This is a genomic window from Pseudomonas sp. AE27 (assembly GCF_037113495.1).
Taxonomy (GTDB): Bacteria; Pseudomonadota; Gammaproteobacteria; order Pseudomonadales; family Pseudomonadaceae; genus Aquipseudomonas; species Aquipseudomonas palmensis.
The window spans coordinates 4808518-4825173 of the sequence record NZ_CP146966.1; the positions used below are offsets into that span (position 1 = coordinate 4808518).

The window sequence follows — 16656 nt, forward strand, 5'->3', positions numbered from 1 at the left end:
ACGCCCTGATGAGGTATTTGCGCCATGACCGACCGTCTCCCCGTTACTGTGCTGTCCGGCTTTCTAGGTGCCGGCAAGAGCACCCTGCTCAACCATGTGCTGCGTAACCGCGACAACCTGCGGGTGGCGGTGATCGTCAACGACATGAGTGAAATCAATATCGACGCCAGCGAAGTGCAGCGCAACGTCAGCCTCAATCGTGCAGAAGAAAAACTGGTCGAGATGAGCAATGGCTGCATCTGCTGCACCCTGCGCGAAGATCTGCTCGAAGAGGTCGCGCGGCTTGCCCGCGAGGGGCGTTTCGATTACCTGTTGATCGAGTCCACCGGCATATCCGAGCCGCTACCGGTAGCCGAAACCTTTACCTTCCGTGATGAACAAGGCCGCAGCCTGGCCGACCAGGCGCGGCTGGACACCATGGTCACGGTGGTAGACGGGCTGAATTTCCTGGGTGACTACCAGGCCGCCGACAGCCTGGCTTCGCGCGGCGAGACCCTGGGCGAGGGCGATGAACGTTCCATCAGCGACCTGCTGATCGAGCAGGTCGAGTTCGCCGATGTGATCCTGTTGAGCAAGATCGACCTGATCGGCAGCGATGAGCGCGAAGAACTCTGCGCCATTCTGCGCTCGCTCAATGCCCACGCCCAGATCGTGCCGATGGTGATGGGGCAGGTGCCATTGGCGCAGATTCTCGATACCGGCCTGTTCGACTTCGAGCGTGCTGCCCAGGCGCCGGGCTGGCTGCAGGAACTGCGCGGTACGCATGTGCCGGAAACCCAGGAGTACGGCATTGCCGCCACCACCTGGCAGGCCCGCCGCCCCTTGCACCCACAGCGTTTTTTCGACTTTATCCACAGGCCCTGGAGCAACGGCCGCCTGTTGCGTTCCAAGGGCTTTTTCTGGCTGGCCAGCAAGCACCAGGAAGCCGGCAGCTGGTCCCAGGCCGGCGGCATGATGCGCCACGGCTTTGCCGGTCGCTGGTGGCGTTTCGTACCACGCGGGCAATGGCCCCAGGACCCGCAGGACGCGGCGGCGATCCTCAAGCACTGGACGGCCGAATGCGGCGATTGCCGACAGGAGCTGGTGTTCATCGGGCAGCACATCGACTTTGCGCAACTGGATGCCGAGCTGGGCGCCTGCCTGCTGAGCGATGAAGAAATGGCATTGGGCGCCGAGGGCTGGCAACGCCTGCCCGACCCGTTTGGCGACTGGCACGACGAAGAGGCGGCCTGATGCTGGCCCTGAAACGCCGTGGCAGCGCCCGGCAAACAGTCGGCGAATCGTCCCAGGTGCTGACCGAGGTGCTGCAGGATGGCGTCAATCTGGCCGTGTGGCAGCGCCAGTTGCCGGTGCATGTGGCCGATTTTGCCCAGGTGCTGTTGTCCCTTGGGCAGCCGCTGGCCGAGTCCCTGACCCTGGAGTTGCAGCCAGATGACGACGCACCCGCCCTGCGCGGGTTGGCGGCAGCGTGTGCCGATCTGCAGGGGTATGAGGGGTTCATCTGCGATGTGCGCTGGCTGGTGGGCGCGTACGCCTGCCTGCTCGACGCGCGTCGGGTGGGCCTGCGCCTGCGCGCACTGGAGGGCGCAATGTGCCCGCGTTTTCACGTCGACCACGTGCCGGCGCGGCTGATCTGTACCTATGCGGGCCCCGGCAGTGAATGGCTGACGGCGCCCGATGCGGTGCAGGTGGAGCAGTTGTCGACCGGTGATGTGGCCGTGCTCAAGGGCGAGAGGTGGCTGGGCAATGAGGGGCAGGGGCTGGTGCACCGTTCGCCGGCGGTACCTGCGGGGCAGCGCCGCCTTATGCTGACGCTTGACTGGATGGCCTGAGCGCGCAGCATAGTGCGTATCCTTCCTGACGAATCGATGCGTATGCTGCAGAACATACCCACCCACCTGATCGGCGGCCCCCTGGGCGCCGGCAAGACCAGCCTGATTCGGCACCTGCTGGCCCAGCGCCCGGCCCACGAGCGGTGGGCGGTGCTGATCAACGAGTTCGGCCAGATCGGCCTGGATGCCGCCTTGCTCGCCACCGACGATGATGGCGTGGCGATGGGCGAAGTGGCGGGCGGATGCCTGTGCTGCGTGAATGGCGCACCGTTCCAGGTGGGCCTGGGGCGCTTGTTGCGCAAGGCGCGCCCTCATCGACTGTTCATCGAGCCTTCGGGGCTGGGTCATCCTGCCCAGTTGCTGGCACAGCTTGGCGAGGCTCCCTGGCAAGGCGTGCTGGCGGTTCAGCCGTCGGTGCTGGTACTGGACGCCCAGGCATTAGCGGCAGGCCAGGTACTACCCCAGCCGCAGGCGCAGGCACTGCACGATGCGGGGCTGCTGGTGCTCAACAAATCTGAAGGCTTGGCGGCCGCCACGCGCCTGTGGATAAGCCAGGGGTTGCCTGATGTACCCCAGCTTTGGACGGACCATGGGCAGATTGCGCTGAACAGCCTGCCGGGCGTTGGTGTGCATCCGTTGCCGGTGGATAACTTCAAGCTGCCGGAGGCCAGGCCGTTGCCGGCGGCGCTGTGGATAAACCCGCTGACGCCGATCTGTCTTTATCAACAGCTGGAGCAGGGCTGGAGCATTGGCTGGCGCTGGCACCCGAGCCAGCAGTTGCACCCGCAGCGTTTGCAGCAATGGCTTGCAGGCCTTGGGTGGCGCAGGGCCAAACTGGTTATCCACAGCCCGGAGGGTTGGCAGTCGGCCAATGCGCTGGAGGGGCAGGCGCTGCGCTGGCAGGCCAGCGAGTGGCGGCGCGACTCGCGTATCGAGCTGATTTTTGCACAGCCGCAGGCAGTGGCGGCCTTGGAGCAGGGGATGCAGGAATGCCGGATTCCCTGAAGACAGGGCCGGCCTTTTTGCAGGCAAGGCTGGCCCCGGTATACAAAGGGAACGTCACTGGCGCCAGCGATTGTGCTCCTGGCGCCACTGGTTCATCTCGATCACGTTGCCGCCCTGCACCGGCGGCTTGATCTCGAACGGGTAGGGTGCCAGTTCGATCTGCATCGTATGCGCGCCAAACTGCGTCACCGTACCGGGGTGACGATGTTCGCCTGTCACTGTGAATTCGAAGTTGTACACACGGGCCAGGCGCTTGCGCCCGTTGGCATCGCGCACAAAACCGATGCGCTTGAGCGCCACGTTGCCATCCAGCAGTTCCAGGTCGAGCTTGGCGCAATGCTGCTTGACCCGTTCCAGTGCCTTTTCGCGCAGGCCGTGGTTATGCCACAGCCAGGCGCCTGCGGTGGCCAGCAGCATCAGCACCAGAAGGTTTTCGAGGGTTAACATCTACGTTCGCTCCAACCAGATAGGCTCAGCTTAACTGCCACCCCGGTCTGTCGTACAGGTGGCATTTGGCGCCATACTGCGCGCCTTGTTTTTCATTCGATCGTTTGGAAGCCCTGCATGAAACGTATACCGCATCTGCTCGCCATCCAGTCACACGTGGTATTCGGCCACGCCGGCAACAGCGCCGCGGTGTTTCCGATGCAACGGGTGGGGGTCAATGTCTGGCCGCTGAACACCGTTCAGTTCTCCAACCATACTCAGTATGGCCAGTGGACCGGCGAAGTGCTTGCGCCAGAGCAAATTCCGGCGCTGGTGGACGGGATTGCGACGATCGGCGAGCTGGGCAACTGTGATGCGGTGCTTTCCGGCTACCTCGGCAGCGCCGCCCAGGGCCGTGCGATTCTCACTGGGGTGGCGCGGATCAAGGCGGTCAACCCGAACGCCCTGTACCTGTGCGACCCCGTCATGGGGCATCCGGAAAAAGGCTGCATCGTACCCGCCGAGGTCAGTGACTTCCTGCTCGATGAAGCGGTTGCGGTGGCGGATGTGCTGTGCCCCAATCAGTTGGAGCTCGACAGCTTCTGCGGGCGTCGGGCCGAGTCGTTGGAGGACTGCGTGGCCATGGCGCGCAGCCTGCTCGCCCGCGGGCCCAAGGCTGTGCTGGTCAAGCACCTGGCATACCCGGGACGCAAGGCTGAAGACTTCGAGATGCTGCTGGTGACTGCCGAAGGCAGTTGGCACCTGCAGCGACCGCTGCTGGCGTTTGCGCGGCAGCCGGTAGGGGTCGGCGACCTGACCTCCGGCCTGTTCCTGGCGCGGGTGCTGCTGGGTGACAGCTGGGTGGCGGCTTTCGAATTCACTGCCGCGGCCGTGCACGAGGTGCTGCTGGAAACCCAGGCTTGCACCAGCTACGAGCTGGAGCTGGTGCGTGCCCAGGACCGCATCATGCACCCGCGGGTGCGCTTCGAGGCGCGGCGCCTGGCGCTCTAGAAGGCGTCGCCCTTGAGTTCCTGGTAGCGCTTTTCGAGTTCCTGGCGAATCAGGCGGCGCTGCTTGCCTTGCACGAAGCGGCGCTTTTCCTCGCTGGTCTCTGGCTGGCGTGGCGGCACGGCGACCGGCTTGCGATCGTCGTCCACCGCGACCATGGTGAAGAAGCAGCTGTTGCTGTGGCGCACCGAGCGCTCGCGGATATTTTCGGTGACGACCTTGATCCCGACCTCCATCGAGGTGTTGCCGGTGTAGTTCACCGACGCCAGGAAGGTCACTAGTTCGCCCACGTGTACCGGCTCGCGAAAGACCACCTGATCCACCGACAACGTCACCACATAACGGCCCGCGTAGCGGCTGGCGCAGGCATAGGCGACTTCATCGAGGTACTTGAGCAGGGTGCCGCCGTGTACGTTGCCAGAAAAGTTGGCCATGTCCGGGGTCATCAGGACGGTCATCGACAGCTGGGCGTTTCCAGGTTCCATAGTGTGCTCACGGTAAGGTTGCGCTGAGGCGGGGTGGCGAGTGGTCGTCACGCTTCTTTTCCCCAATTTCGAATCCCATGAAAACGGGACGCTGACAGCGCCGTTGCCGTCACGCCGTTCGTGCCATCTTTGGCGTGTTACCGGTCTATCTGTTTCTTGATATTACACCGCCATTTCGTCGCAGGCGCCGGTGTTAACCTGACCAAGCCCATGCAATGTGGTGCCTGGCGTCATTTGACAGACTAATTCCCCCGCCGCTCCACGACAGGCATGTCATCGAGCGGCGGGCTTGTTCTTCGGTTCGAAGTAAGGAGCTCCACGCCGTGCATGCCATCAGCTTTATTCAGGATCTGGCGGTGATCATGCTGGTTGCCGGTGTGGTCACCATCCTGTTTCACCGTTTCAAGCAGCCGGTGGTACTCGGCTATATCGTCGCCGGCTTCATCATCGGCCCGCACACCCCGCCATTCGGCCTCATCCACGACGAAGAGACGATCAAGACGCTGGCCGAACTCGGGGTGATCTTCCTGATGTTCTGCCTGGGGCTGGAGTTCAGCCTGCGCAAGCTGTTCAAGGTGGGGGCCACGGCGTTCATTGCGGCCTTCCTCGAAATCGTGCTGATGATCTGGATCGGCTTCGAGATCGGCCGCTGGTTCGGCTGGAACACCATGGACTCGCTGTTCCTGGGCGCAATCCTGGCAATTTCTTCCACCACCATCATCGTCAAGGCGCTCAACGACCTGAAGATGAAGAACGAGCGCTTCGCTCAGCTGATCTTCGGTGTGCTGATCGTCGAGGACATCCTCGGTATCGGCATCATTGCCCTGCTGTCGGGCATTGCGGTCAGCGGCGCGGTCAGTTCCGGCGAGGTGTTCTCCACCGTCGGCAAGCTCTCGCTGTTCATGATCGTGGCGCTGGTCATCGGCATACTGCTGGTACCGCGGGTACTGGCCTACGTGGCCAGGTTCGAAAGCAACGAGATGCTGCTGATTACCGTGCTGGGACTGTGCTTCGGCTTCTGCCTTCTGGTGGTCAAGCTCGAGTACAGCATGGTACTGGGCGCGTTCCTGATCGGGGCGATCATGGCCGAATCGCGCCAGTTGCTGAAGATCGAGCAGTTGATCGAGCCGGTTCGCGACCTGTTCAGTGCCATCTTCTTCGTCGCCATCGGCCTGATGATCGACCTGAGCGTGCTCATCGAGTACATCTGGCCGATCGTGGTCATCACTGTAGCGGTGGTCCTGGGCAAGATGCTCTCGTGCGGCATGGGCGCCTTCATCGCCGGCAACGACGGTCGCACCTCGTTGCGGGTGGGCATGGGGCTTTCGCAGATCGGCGAGTTCTCCTTCATCATCGCTGCGCTGGGCATGACCCTGCAGGTCACCAGCGACTTCCTTTACCCGGTGGCGGTGGCGGTGTCGGCCATTACCACCTTGCTCACGCCCTACCTGATTCGCGCCGCCGACCCGCTGTCGCTCAAGCTTGCCAGTGTGGTGCCCAAGCGCCTGTCGCGGGTGCTGTCGCTGTACGGCGAATGGCTGCGCAGCATCCAGCCGCAAGGCGAGGGCGCGATGGTGGCGGCGATGATCCGGCGCATCCTGCTGCAGGTGGGGGTCAACCTGGCGCTGGTGGTGGCGATCTTCTTCAGTGGTGGTTACTTCGCGGCACGCATCGGCGAGTACCTGAGCGAATGGTTGCCCGACCTGGCCCAGCAGAAAGCGCTGATCTGGGGCGCGGCGTTGCTGCTGTCATTGCCGTTCCTGATTGCCGCGTATCGCAAGCTCAAGGCGCTGTCGATGCTGCTGGCCGAAATGGGGGTCAAGCCGGAAATGGCCGGGCGCCATACCCAGCGCGTGCGCCGGGTGATCGCCGAGGTGATCCCGCTGCTGTCGCTGCTGGTGATCTTTCTGCTGCTGTCGGCGCTGTCGGCGAGCATCCTGCCCACCAGCGAGCTGCTGTTGCTGATCGCGGTGGTGGCGGCCGGTGTGGTGGCGTTGCTGTGGCGCTGGTTCATCCGGGTGCACACGCGCATGCAGATCGCACTGCTCGAAACCCTCGACAATCAGAAGGAACATCACCCCTAGGGTTTGCAGCGCAGCGCCTGGTCCCGCCACTGGGCCCAGGCCTGTGTCCAGCCTTCGGCGTGGCTCACACCGGGCAGCGCAACCTGCTGCATGCAGCGGGCACTGCCCAGTTCCACGCGGTAGTGCTCGAACAGCGAGGCCGGCACGCTGCGGTCCTGCAGGCCGAGAAGGTGGCGCTGCGGCAGGTCGCGCAGGCGCTGGCGATAGTCCAGCGGCTCCAGTGAGCCCGCCAGTGGCGTCAGTTGCAGGGTCTGTGCCCAGTACCGCGGGCTGAGGTTGCCGGCCAGGGTCTGTACCTGGGTAACGTCGCTTCGCCGGGCGGCCAGCAGCAAGGCCAGCGCACCCCCGCCGGAATAGCCGATCAGCTCGAACTCCTGGTTGCCATAGCGCTGCTTGATGCCGCTCAAGGCTTGGTCCAGGCTATCGAGCACTGCCTTGCCAAAGCGCTGGTCGGTCCACATCGCTGCGCGGCAGCCAGGCGCACTGACGAATTGGCAAGGGCGCGCCAGGTACAGGCTGGGCTGTGGGTCTTCAAGGGCCAGTCGCGCCAGCAAAAGGTTGCGCGGGCTGGGGTCCAGGCTGGGTTGGCTGGCGGTGGCCCAGGCGCGTCCGTCACCTTCCAGATAGACACGCAGGCGCAGGGCGCCTGGCGCCTTGAGCGGAACGCTCAGCGCCAGCGGGAAGGGCTGGGTAGGCTGGATCTCGACACGATGGCCATGGGCCTGGCTGAGGGTCTGCAACTGTGTCAGCGGCGCCTGGCAGCCGCTCGCCAGCAGCAGGGCGAGCAGTGTGAACAGTCTGGAGTACATCGACAGGGCCCCGGCATGTGAAGGTGCATTCCTGTGCGCGCGGGTCGTATGTCCGAGGGGATGGAGCGGTAGCAACACCGCCGCGCACAGGAAGGCGCGGCGATTCTACGAAGATTGATGGCTCAGAGCCATCATTTTTGTCCGACAAACTGACGGATCAGCTTTCCAGCCACACGTCGCGCGCCCAGTGCCATACCGATTCCCAGGTTTCTTCGGTCACCAGCTCTTCTTCGGCCGACCACAGCACCACGGTGCCATCTTCCTCGACGCAGTAGTAATCGTCACCATCCTGGCAGATCGGAATCAGCGAACGGTCCACGCCGGCATCCCAGGCATTGGCCGCCACGTCAGGCAGGTAGGTATGCGATTGCGGGTCGGTGACGGTCACCGGCTCCAGGCTGCCGTACACCACATCGCTGACGGTCAACAGGAACTCTCTGAAGACGAACGGGATATCGATGAACAGCTGTTCTTCAATCTCGACCAGCAGGTCTTCGTCGGGCAACTCAAGCGGTACGGGTACCGGTTCGTTGGCTTCACGCAGTTGCTCGATGATTTCTTCCACGGGTTCAATCCTCTTACCTTGACGACACGCTGCGCGTTATACCCTAGTAGGACGCTACGCTAAAAGCAAAACCCCGGGCAAGCCCGGGGTTTTTTGTGCAATGCCTCAAGATCAGCCGTTCTGGCGGATCCCTGCGACCAGCCAAGGCTGGTTTTCGCCCTGGGCACGTTCCATGTTCCAGCTTTCGCTGAACACTTCGCCCTGGTCGAAACGCGAGGTTTTCGACACACCGCTGAAGGTCAGGGTGGCGATGGTGCGGTCGGCACGGTCATCCACGCCTTCCAGCTGCACGTTCAGGTCGTCGATGTAGGTGGACTGGAAGCCTTCACCCAGCTCGGCACGTTCCTTTTTCAGGAACTGCAGCATCTGCGGGGTAACGAACTCGGCGATCTTGTCGATCTCGTTGGCGTCCCAGTGCTGCTGCAGGGTCTGGAAGTGGTTGCGTGCAGCGGCCAGGAAGCTCTCTTCATTGAACCAGGCTGGTGCGTTGATTACCGGGCGGGCCGCGGCAGGTGCAGCAGAACCACCGAAGATCGACGGCTGAGCCGGTTGCTCGTGAACTTCACGCTGGAACGGCGCGTGACCGGCAGCGGCCATCTGCGGCTGTTGCTTGCGGCGACGGGCGGCAATGAAACGGAAGATCAGGAAGGCGATGACCGCCATGATCAGGATGTCGAAGATCTGCATGCCCTGGAAGCCGTCGCCCATGAACATGGAGGCCAGCAGGCCACCGGCGGCGAGGCCGGCCAGAGGGCCGAGCCAGCGCGAAGCACCGCTGGCGGCTGCCGGTGGACGGCCTGCCGCATTTGGCGTGGCGGCCGGCGTGGCCGGAGCGGCCTGGCGCGTCTGGTGGGTCGGCGCGGCGCCCGAGCTCTTGCCGCCGCCGAAGCGCTTGGCGTTGGCGTCGAGGCTCAGCGTAAGGCCGATGCACAGCGCCAAGGCGATGCTAAGAAAACGTTGCATAGAAGGGTATTCCCGTTTTGTGGAGTGCACGCGCGCCATGGTGCACAGGTTGTAGGACACATGACTAGCGCCATAATGTTTCTATCTTTTGCTTGGTGCTGTGGGATGTTTATCAAGTGCGTGTAGGAACTGGCCGACCTCTTCGCCGGCAAGACCGGCTCCCACAGGGGACGGCCTTGCCGGCGGAGGGCGTTACAGCGGCTCCAGCTTGGCGTAGCCAAGCATCAGCCACTTGCTGCCTTCGGCGAAGTTCACCTGCACCCGCGCCTGGGCACCGGCGCCCTCGAAATTGAGGATCACGCCCTCGCCAAACACCGCGTGCTGCACGCGCTGGCCGAGGTTGAACGCGGTTTCGGGGATGTTCGCCGCACCGAACAGGCTGCTCGAATTCTGTTTCTGACCCGAGCCGAACGGCCGGCTGACGCTGTTGGACAAGCGCACTTCCTGCACCAGCCCCGCAGGGATCTCACGCACGAATCGCGACACCTTGTTATAGGTTTCGCTGCCGTACAGGCGCCGGGTCTCGGCGTAGGTCATCACCAGCTGCTGCATGGCGCGGGTAATGCCCACATAGGCCAGGCGGCGTTCCTCTTCCAGGCGGCCGGGCTCTTCCAGGCTCATCTTGTGCGGGAACAGGCCCTCTTCCATGCCCACCAGGAACACGTGGGGGAACTCCAGGCCCTTGGCGCTGTGCAGGGTCATCAGCTGGATGCTGTCTTCGTGTTCCTCGGCCTGGGCATCCCCGGCCTCGAGGGAGGCGTGGCCCAGGAACGCAGCCAGCGGCGACAGCTCGGCGTCTTCCTCGGCGCTTTCGAAGTTGCGCGCGGCGCTGACCAGTTCTTCAAGGTTTTCTACCCGTGCCTGGCCCTTTTCACCCTTTTCTTCCTGGTGATAGATGATCAGCCCGGACTGCTCGATCACGGTCTGGGTCATCAGGTGCAACGGCATGTCCATGACCTTGGCCGAGAGGTTCTCGATCAGCTCGATGAACGCGGCCAGGGCGCTGGCGGCACGGCCCTTGAGGCCCTTGTTGGCGATCAGCAGGCTCATCGACTCCCACATCGATACCTGGGCGTGACGGGCGTGTTCGCGAATCGCCTCCACGGTCTTTTCGCCGATGCCGCGCGGCGGCACGTTGATCACCCGCTCCAGCGCCGCGTCATTGCCACGCCCTTCAAGCAGGCGCAGGTAGGCCATGGCGTTCTTGATCTCGGCGCGTTCGAAGAAGCGCTGACCACCATAGATGCGGTACGGGATGCGCTCGCGCAGCAGGGCTTCCTCGAGCACCCGCGACTGGGCGTTGGAGCGGTACAGGATGGCGATGTCGCTGCGCGCCATGCCGGTCTTGAGCGCGCTCTCGATGGTCTCGACCACATAGCGCGCTTCGTCGTGTTCGTTGAAGGCGGCGTACAGGCTCAGCGGTTCGCCGTCGCCGCCGTCGGTCCACAGCTCCTTGCCCAGGCGATCACTGTTGTTGGCGATCAGGGCGTTGGCCGCCTTGAGGATGCCGGCGGTGGAGCGGTAGTTCTGCTCCAGGCGGATCATCTGGGTGTCGGGGAAGTCGGCACTGTACTGGTGGATGTTCTCGATCTTGGCGCCGCGCCAGCCATAGATGGACTGGTCGTCGTCGCCCACCACCATCAGGCTGTCACCGCCCTGGGCCAGCAGGCGCAACCAGGCGTACTGCACGGCGTTGGTGTCCTGGAACTCGTCCACCAGCAGGTGGCGGAAGCGCCGCTGGTAGTGCTGCAGCAGGCCCGGGTTGTCGCGCCACAGGTCCAGCGCGCGCAGCAGCAGTTCGGAGAAGTCGATCACGCCGGCGCGCTGGCAGGCTGCCTCGTAGGCCTCGTAGATGCTGCGCATGGTGCCCAGGAACAGGTCGCCGCTGGCCTGGATGTGCTGCGGGCGCAGCCCTTCGTCCTTCTGCCCGTTGATGAACCACTGCGCCTGGCGTACCGGCCAGCGCTGTTCGTCCAGGCCCAGCTCGCGGATCACCCGCTTGACCAGGCGTTGCTGGTCGTCGCTGTCGAGGATCTGGAAGTTCTGGTTCAGCCCCGCTTCCTGCCAATGGGCACGCAACAGGCGGTGCGCCAGGCCGTGGAAGGTACCCACCCACATGCCGGCCGGGTTGATGCCCATCAACTGCTCGATGCGCTGGCGCATCTCGGCGGCGGCCTTGTTGGTGAAGGTCACCGACAGCACCGAATGGGGTGAGGCCTGCTCGACCTGGATCAACCAGGCGATACGGTGCACCAGCACTCGGGTCTTACCGGAGCCGGCACCGGCCAGAACCAACTGGCGACCAAGCGGGGCCGCTACGGCCTGGCGTTGGGCGTCGTTGAGGGAGTTCAACAGGAGGGAGAGGTCATCGCGCATCCGGCCATTTTAGGGGCGCAAGCGAGCCGGGGGCAAACCCATGGTGGAAAAAGATCGCCCAAGGCGCCGCCCGCTCATCGGTCGCGCCCCTTGGCCCGCGTGCTTGAGGGCTCGGCACTGAAACCAGGTTCCATAATTGCCACGCACAATTTATGACCCAGAGCAGTTTGGCCCAGGCGCCTGCTTGTGTATGCTCCGTGCTCGTTCGAGGCTCACCATTACAAGAACATTGCCTATGACCTTCGCATCTGCCTCCGTCAGCGTGCCGCTGGAAGCGCGCCGCGGTATTCGCAAACAGTTCGCCACGCAACTGGCCGTCGAGCGTACCCGTCTGTTGTACCAGGGCTCGTTGCTGCCCACCCTGTTCATGCTGCTCAACGGCCTGGTGTGTGCCTGGCTGCTGTGGAGCCCGCAGCGCTACCTGCTGGTCAGTGTGTGGATCGTCTGGTTGATGGCGCTGGTAGCGCTGCGGGTCATTCAGGTGGCGGCCTTCGACGCGGCGATGCCCGATCGACAGGTGCAACCGACCTGGTGGCGCATGTTCCTGCTCGGTTCGGCCTTCAGCGGCCTGACCCTGGCCAGCGCGGCGATTGCCCTGGTGCCTGTGGATAACTTCGTGCAACAGGCCTGGGTCTTCGGCTTGCTGGGGGCCGCGACCCTGTCGGCGAGTGTGGCCTACGCGGTCAGCCTGCCGGCGTTCCTGAGTTTCACCTTGCCGTGCCTGCTGCCGCCGATCGCGTTCCTGTTCTGGCGCGGTGACGAGCAGCAGCAGGGCTGGGGTTGGCTGGGGCTGATCCTGTTCGGCGCGTTGATGGTGGTGGCCTGGCAGGTCAATCGGCTGATCGAGGGGGGCCTGTTGCGCCGCTTTCAGAACCAGGCGCTGATCGAGCACCTGCAGGCCGCGCAGGCGCGCAGCGAGCGGCTCAACAAGGCCCTGGCGACCGAGGTCGAGCAGCGTCGGCTGATCGAGGAGCAACTGCGTCAGGCCCAGGCCGGGCTGGAATCGAGGGTGGCGCAGCGCAGCCAGGAGCTGGACCGCGCCAACCAGGCCCTGAGCAAGAGCGAGCAGCGCCTGGCCCTGGCGCTGGAAGCCAGTGAGCTGGGGCTGTGGGACTGGAATCTGGAAACCGACGAGGTGCATCACACCCAATTGCACGAACTGTTCGGCCTGAACCCGGAGCAGGTGCGGGCGGTGCAGGCGCACCTCAAGCCGCGCCTGCACCCGGATGACGTGCCGGCGCTCAAGCGCGCCCTGGTCGACCACCTCAAGGGGCGCACCGACGATTACCGTATCGAGTACCGCTTCCGCCACGCCCAGGGCCACTGGTGCTGGATCGAGGACCGCGGCCGCGCGGTGGAGCGCGATGCCGCCGGGCGGGTGGTGCGCATGCTCGGCACCCGGCGCGACGTGAGCGCGCGCAAGGCCCAGCAGGAACAGCAACGCCTGGCCGCAACCGTATTCGAGGCGGCCAGCGAAGGCATCGCGATCATGGGGCCGGACTATGCCGTACTGGCCGCCAACCAGGCGTTCTGCCACATGACCGGCTACGTGCGCGAAGAACTGCTGGGGCGCAATGCGCTGGAGCTGCCATGCAGCCGCGACGCTCGCCGGCACTACGGTGCCATCGACCAGGCCCTGGCGCAGCAGGGGCGCTGGGAAGGCGAGCTGGTTGAGGCGCGCAAGAGCGGGGAACTCTACCCGCAGTGGCTGCAACTGACCGGCGTGACGGATGCGCGTGGCCAGGTCGGCACCATCGTGGGTTTCTTCACCGACCTGTCGGCACGCCGCGAGTCCGAAGAGCGCCTGCGGTACCTGGCGCACTACGACGAACTGACCGGCCTGGCCAACCGCGCGCTGTTCCGCCTGCGTCTGCATGAAGCCGGCCAGCGCCTGCGTGGCAGCGGTCGCAGCCTGGCGCTGCTGCACATCGACCTGGACCGCTTCAAACTGCTCAACGACAGCCTGGGCCACGAGCTGGCCGACCGGCTGCTCAAGACCATGGCCCAGCGCATCGGCAACGCAGTGCCCGAGGCCGATACCGTGGCGCGTCTGTCCGGTGACGAGTTCGTGGTGCTGTTCGACGGCTATTCACACCTGTCCAGCCTGGTGCGGGTGGCGACGCGCCTGCTGGACAAGCTGCGCGTGCCGCTGCGTGTCGACGGGCACGAGCTGGTGATCAGCGCTTCAGTGGGGGTCAGTCTGCTGCCCGATGCCAGCCTGGATGTCAGCACCCTGGTGAGCCAGGCCAACATGGCCATGCAGCACGCCAAGCACCTCGGCGGCGACGGGTTCCAGTTCTACACCGAGAGCCTGCAGGCCAGCACCCTGGAGCGCCTGCAACTGGAGAACCAGCTGCGCAAGGCCATCGAAGAACGCCAGCTGGAGGTCTATTACCAGCCCAAACTGTGCCTGACCAGCGGCCGCCTGCAGGCTGCCGAGGCCCTGGTGCGCTGGCATCACCCGCAGGTGGGCATGGTGCCACCGGGCGACTTCATCGGCCTGGCCGAAGAGACCGGGCTGATCGCGCCGATGGGCGAGTTCGTGTTGCGCCAGGCGTGCTGGCAGGCCTGTGAATGGCAACGGCAGGGGCTGGCGCCGATTCGCGTGTCGGTGAACCTGTCGGTGTATCAGTTGCGCCAGGGCAAGCTGGTCAGCCTGGTGCGTCAGGTGCTGGAAGACAGCGGCCTGGCACCGCACCTGCTGGAGCTGGAGCTGACCGAAAGCCAGTTGCTCGACAGTGTGGAGCACATCATCGCGACCTTTCATCAGTTGCATGAACTGGGGGTCAAGCTGGCCATCGACGATTTCGGCACCGGCTATTCGTCGCTCAGCTACCTCAAGCGTTTTCCGGTGAATTACGTGAAGATCGACCAGACCTTCATCCGTGGCCTGCACGAAGGCAGCGAGGACGCCGCAATCACCCGTGCGATCATTGTCATGGCCCACAGCCTGGGCCTGCAGGTGGTGGCCGAAGGGGTGGAAACCCAGGAGCAGCTGGCGTTTCTGCGCGAGCAGGGCTGCGATGAGGTGCAGGGCTACCTGATCAGCCGGCCGGTGGAGGCCGACAGCCTGGCCGCCTTGCTGCGTGAAGATCGGCGCTGGTAGCCCCACGGCCAGGGCCCCGATCAACGGGGCCCTGGCGTTGTAACAAGTCGAAGCCTGCCGGTCAGTGAGTGACCAGGATCTCCTCCAGGCTCACCAGCAGTTTGCCGTCGTGGAAAATATCCACTTTCGGGATGTTGCTGTGGTCGCCGTCCATTTCGAAACAGACCGCACGTTCGGTGATCACCTGGGCAGCCAGGGCGTCCACGTTCTCCAGCTTCAGTTCCAGCGCCAGGGCGTGCGATTTGTCCTGGATGGCGCGTTTCACCAGCACCGGCACGATGGCCGAGGTGGCGACTTCCACGGTGCCATACACTCGAAACCTGGCGTTGCCCGGCATCTTGTCGTTCTGCGCGATCCAGCCTTTTGCTTTCAGGGACATTCCTTTGTACTCCATTCGATGGTGGGTGGGATGTTGCGTGCCCACTATCGAACAGCGCGGCTGCACCCGGCAGCCGGAAAGCTTTCAACCGTGCCAGGCGCGTCCCTGGTGAGCCAGCAGGCTGTGGGCCTGGTCCGGGCCATTGGAGCCGGCCGGGTAAGGGCGCGGGGCCTGGAAGTGCTCCTGCCAGCCAGTCAGGATCGGGTCGATCCAGGCCCATGCGGCCTCCACTTCGTCGCGGCGCATGAACAGGGTCGAGTCGCCGTCCAGAACATCCAGCAGCAGGCGTTCGTAGGCGTCCCAGCGACGTGCCTGGCCGAACACCTGGGCCAGGTTCAGGTTCAGTTCCACCGGCTCCAGGCGCATGCCCTTGCCCGGTGCCTTGGTCATCATCTGCAGGCTGATGCGCTCGTCGGGCTGCAGCTGGATCAGCAACTGGTTGGCCTGGTCGCCGTCGAACAGGCGATGGGGCACCGGCTTGAACTGGATGACGATCTGCGAGGAGCGTTTGGCCATGCGCTTGCCGGTACGCAGGTAGAAGGGCACGCCGGCCCAGCGCCAGTTGTTGATGTGGGCTTCGACGGCGACGAAGGTTTCGGTATCGCTGTCGTTGTCCACGTCCTTCTCGAAGTAGTAGGCCGGAACCTCCTGCCCGCCGATCTTGCCGGCGCTGTACTGGCCGCGCACGGTCTTGTCCTGCACGTCCTGCCCGGTGATGGGTTTGAGGGCCTTGAGGATCTTGACCTTTTCATCGCGCACCGCCTCGGCCTCGAACTGCGCAGGTGGCTCCATGGCTACCAGGCAGAGCAGTTGCAGCAGGTGGTTCTGCAGCATGTCGCGGGTGGCGCCGGCACGGTCGTAGTAGCCGCCGCGGTTTTCCACGCCGAGGGTTTCGCACACGCTGATCTGCACGTGGTCCACCTGGTTGGTGCGCCACACCGGTTCCAGCAGCGCGTTGGCAAAGCGCAATGCCATGAGGTTCTGCACCGTCTCCTTGCCCAGGTAGTGGTCGATGCGAAACACCTGGGATTCGGCGAATACCGCGCCGATGGCGCTGTTGATCGTGGTGGCGGACTCCAGCGAGTGGCCTATGGGTTTTTCCAGCACGATACGCGCTTCGCTGTCGACCAGCCCGGCCACCTGCAGGTGGGTGGCGATGGGCACGAACAGGTTGGGTGCGGTGGCCAGGTAGTAGACCCGCGTCAGCCCGCCGGGCTCGCCCAGAAAGCGGGCGAGGCGGCCGAAATCGGCGCTCTGCATGGCGTCCATGGAGAAGTAGTCCAGGCGCGTGGAAAAGCGGTGCCACACCTCGTCGCTGAAGTCCTGGGGCGCGATCTGGGCGCGGCAGCGGCGTTCGACCAGCTTGAGAAATTCAATCCGTGGCAAGGGCCGGCGGGCCAGGGCGATGATCCGCACGGCGTTGTGCAGACGGCCTTCGCGAAACAGGTGGTAGAGCGCTGGAAGCAGTTTGTTCAGGGCCAGGTCGCCGGTGCCGCCGAACACCAGAATGTCGCACGGGATAGTCAATGCCACCACTCTCCAAGATCGTTTAGCTGGGCGGGTCGCCGGTCATGTAGTATAACTACAAGAAAGCTACAACCCGGTCAGCCGATCATAA

14 protein-coding genes are annotated in these 16656 nt (G+C 64.3%); 6 read left to right on the forward strand and 8 right to left on the reverse strand.

The window, feature by feature from the left end:
• Positions 1–24 precede the first annotated feature (24 nt).
• From zigA to V9K84_RS22045, 3 genes are read left to right on the forward strand one after another with little or no spacing between them, the layout of a single operon-like run.
• Complete coding sequence (gene zigA / locus V9K84_RS22035; protein ID WP_088513960.1) at positions 25–1233, forward strand: zinc metallochaperone GTPase ZigA; 1209 nt, start codon at positions 25–27, stop codon at positions 1231–1233.
• Positions 1233–1832 (forward strand): DUF1826 domain-containing protein, encoded by a 600-nt coding sequence (locus V9K84_RS22040; protein WP_088513961.1) that lies wholly within the window; start codon positions 1233–1235, stop codon positions 1830–1832. Before zigA ends, V9K84_RS22040 begins: the two co-directional genes overlap by 1 nt.
• Positions 1833–1874: 42 nt before the next feature.
• Positions 1875–2837 (forward strand): CobW family GTP-binding protein, encoded by a 963-nt coding sequence (locus V9K84_RS22045; RefSeq protein WP_088513962.1) that lies wholly within the window; start codon positions 1875–1877, stop codon positions 2835–2837.
• A 54-nt stretch (positions 2838–2891) separates the two neighbouring features.
• On the opposite strand, the gene V9K84_RS22050 is transcribed toward V9K84_RS22045, so the two are convergent.
• Entirely contained in the window at positions 2892–3284 is a 393-nt protein-coding gene (locus V9K84_RS22050) for a DUF3301 domain-containing protein (protein WP_043861515.1), read from the reverse strand.
• 117 nt (positions 3285–3401) lie between these two features.
• On the opposite strand from V9K84_RS22050, the gene pdxY reads away from it, so the two are divergent.
• Positions 3402–4274 (forward strand): pyridoxal kinase PdxY, encoded by an 873-nt coding sequence (gene pdxY / locus V9K84_RS22055; protein WP_088513963.1) that lies wholly within the window; start codon positions 3402–3404, stop codon positions 4272–4274.
• On the opposite strand, the gene V9K84_RS22060 is transcribed toward pdxY, so the two are convergent.
• Positions 4271–4756 (reverse strand): acyl-CoA thioesterase, encoded by a 486-nt coding sequence (locus V9K84_RS22060; protein WP_043861517.1) that lies wholly within the window; start codon positions 4754–4756, stop codon positions 4271–4273. The two genes, pdxY and V9K84_RS22060, sit on opposite strands and share 4 nt — an antisense overlap.
• 323 nt (positions 4757–5079) lie before the next feature.
• Here V9K84_RS22060 and V9K84_RS22065 point away from each other — a divergent pair, with 323 nt between their 5' ends.
• On the forward strand, positions 5080–6840 hold the full coding sequence (locus tag V9K84_RS22065) for a cation:proton antiporter (RefSeq protein ID WP_338792552.1): 1761 nt from the start codon (positions 5080–5082) through the stop codon (positions 6838–6840).
• Here the strand turns inward: V9K84_RS22065 and V9K84_RS22070 are convergent.
• The 4 genes from V9K84_RS22070 to uvrD all read right to left on the reverse strand — a co-directional run bounded on the left by V9K84_RS22070 (position 6837) and on the right by uvrD (position 11553).
• On the reverse strand, positions 6837–7649 hold the full coding sequence (locus V9K84_RS22070) for an alpha/beta hydrolase (protein WP_088513964.1): 813 nt from the start codon (positions 7647–7649) through the stop codon (positions 6837–6839). The genes V9K84_RS22065 and V9K84_RS22070 overlap by 4 nt on opposite strands.
• A gap of 157 nt (positions 7650–7806) precedes the next feature.
• Positions 7807–8214: an SMI1/KNR4 family protein gene (locus tag V9K84_RS22075; RefSeq protein ID WP_014720555.1), complete on the reverse strand. Its 408-nt coding sequence runs from the start codon at positions 8212–8214 to the stop codon at positions 7807–7809.
• Between the two features lie 111 nt (positions 8215–8325).
• Positions 8326–9177, reverse strand: coding sequence for a TIM44-like domain-containing protein (locus tag V9K84_RS22080; RefSeq protein WP_043861520.1), 852 nt, complete (start codon positions 9175–9177; stop codon positions 8326–8328).
• A 192-nt stretch (positions 9178–9369) separates the two neighbouring features.
• A complete protein-coding gene (gene uvrD, locus V9K84_RS22085; protein WP_054916451.1) occupies positions 9370–11553 on the reverse strand; it encodes a DNA helicase II in 2184 nt (727 codons plus the stop codon).
• A 235-nt stretch (positions 11554–11788) separates the two neighbouring features.
• On the opposite strand from uvrD, the gene V9K84_RS22090 reads away from it, so the two are divergent.
• Complete coding sequence (locus tag V9K84_RS22090; RefSeq protein ID WP_088513965.1) at positions 11789–14659, forward strand: EAL domain-containing protein; 2871 nt, start codon at positions 11789–11791, stop codon at positions 14657–14659.
• Between the two features lie 61 nt (positions 14660–14720).
• On the opposite strand, the gene V9K84_RS22095 is transcribed toward V9K84_RS22090, so the two are convergent.
• On the reverse strand, positions 14721–15038 hold the full coding sequence (locus tag V9K84_RS22095) for a hypothetical protein (protein ID WP_054916453.1): 318 nt from the start codon (positions 15036–15038) through the stop codon (positions 14721–14723).
• A gap of 84 nt (positions 15039–15122) precedes the next feature.
• Positions 15123–16565: a glucose-6-phosphate dehydrogenase gene (gene zwf, locus V9K84_RS22100; RefSeq protein ID WP_043861580.1), complete on the reverse strand. Its 1443-nt coding sequence runs from the start codon at positions 16563–16565 to the stop codon at positions 15123–15125.
• Positions 16566–16656: the final 91 nt, after the last annotated feature.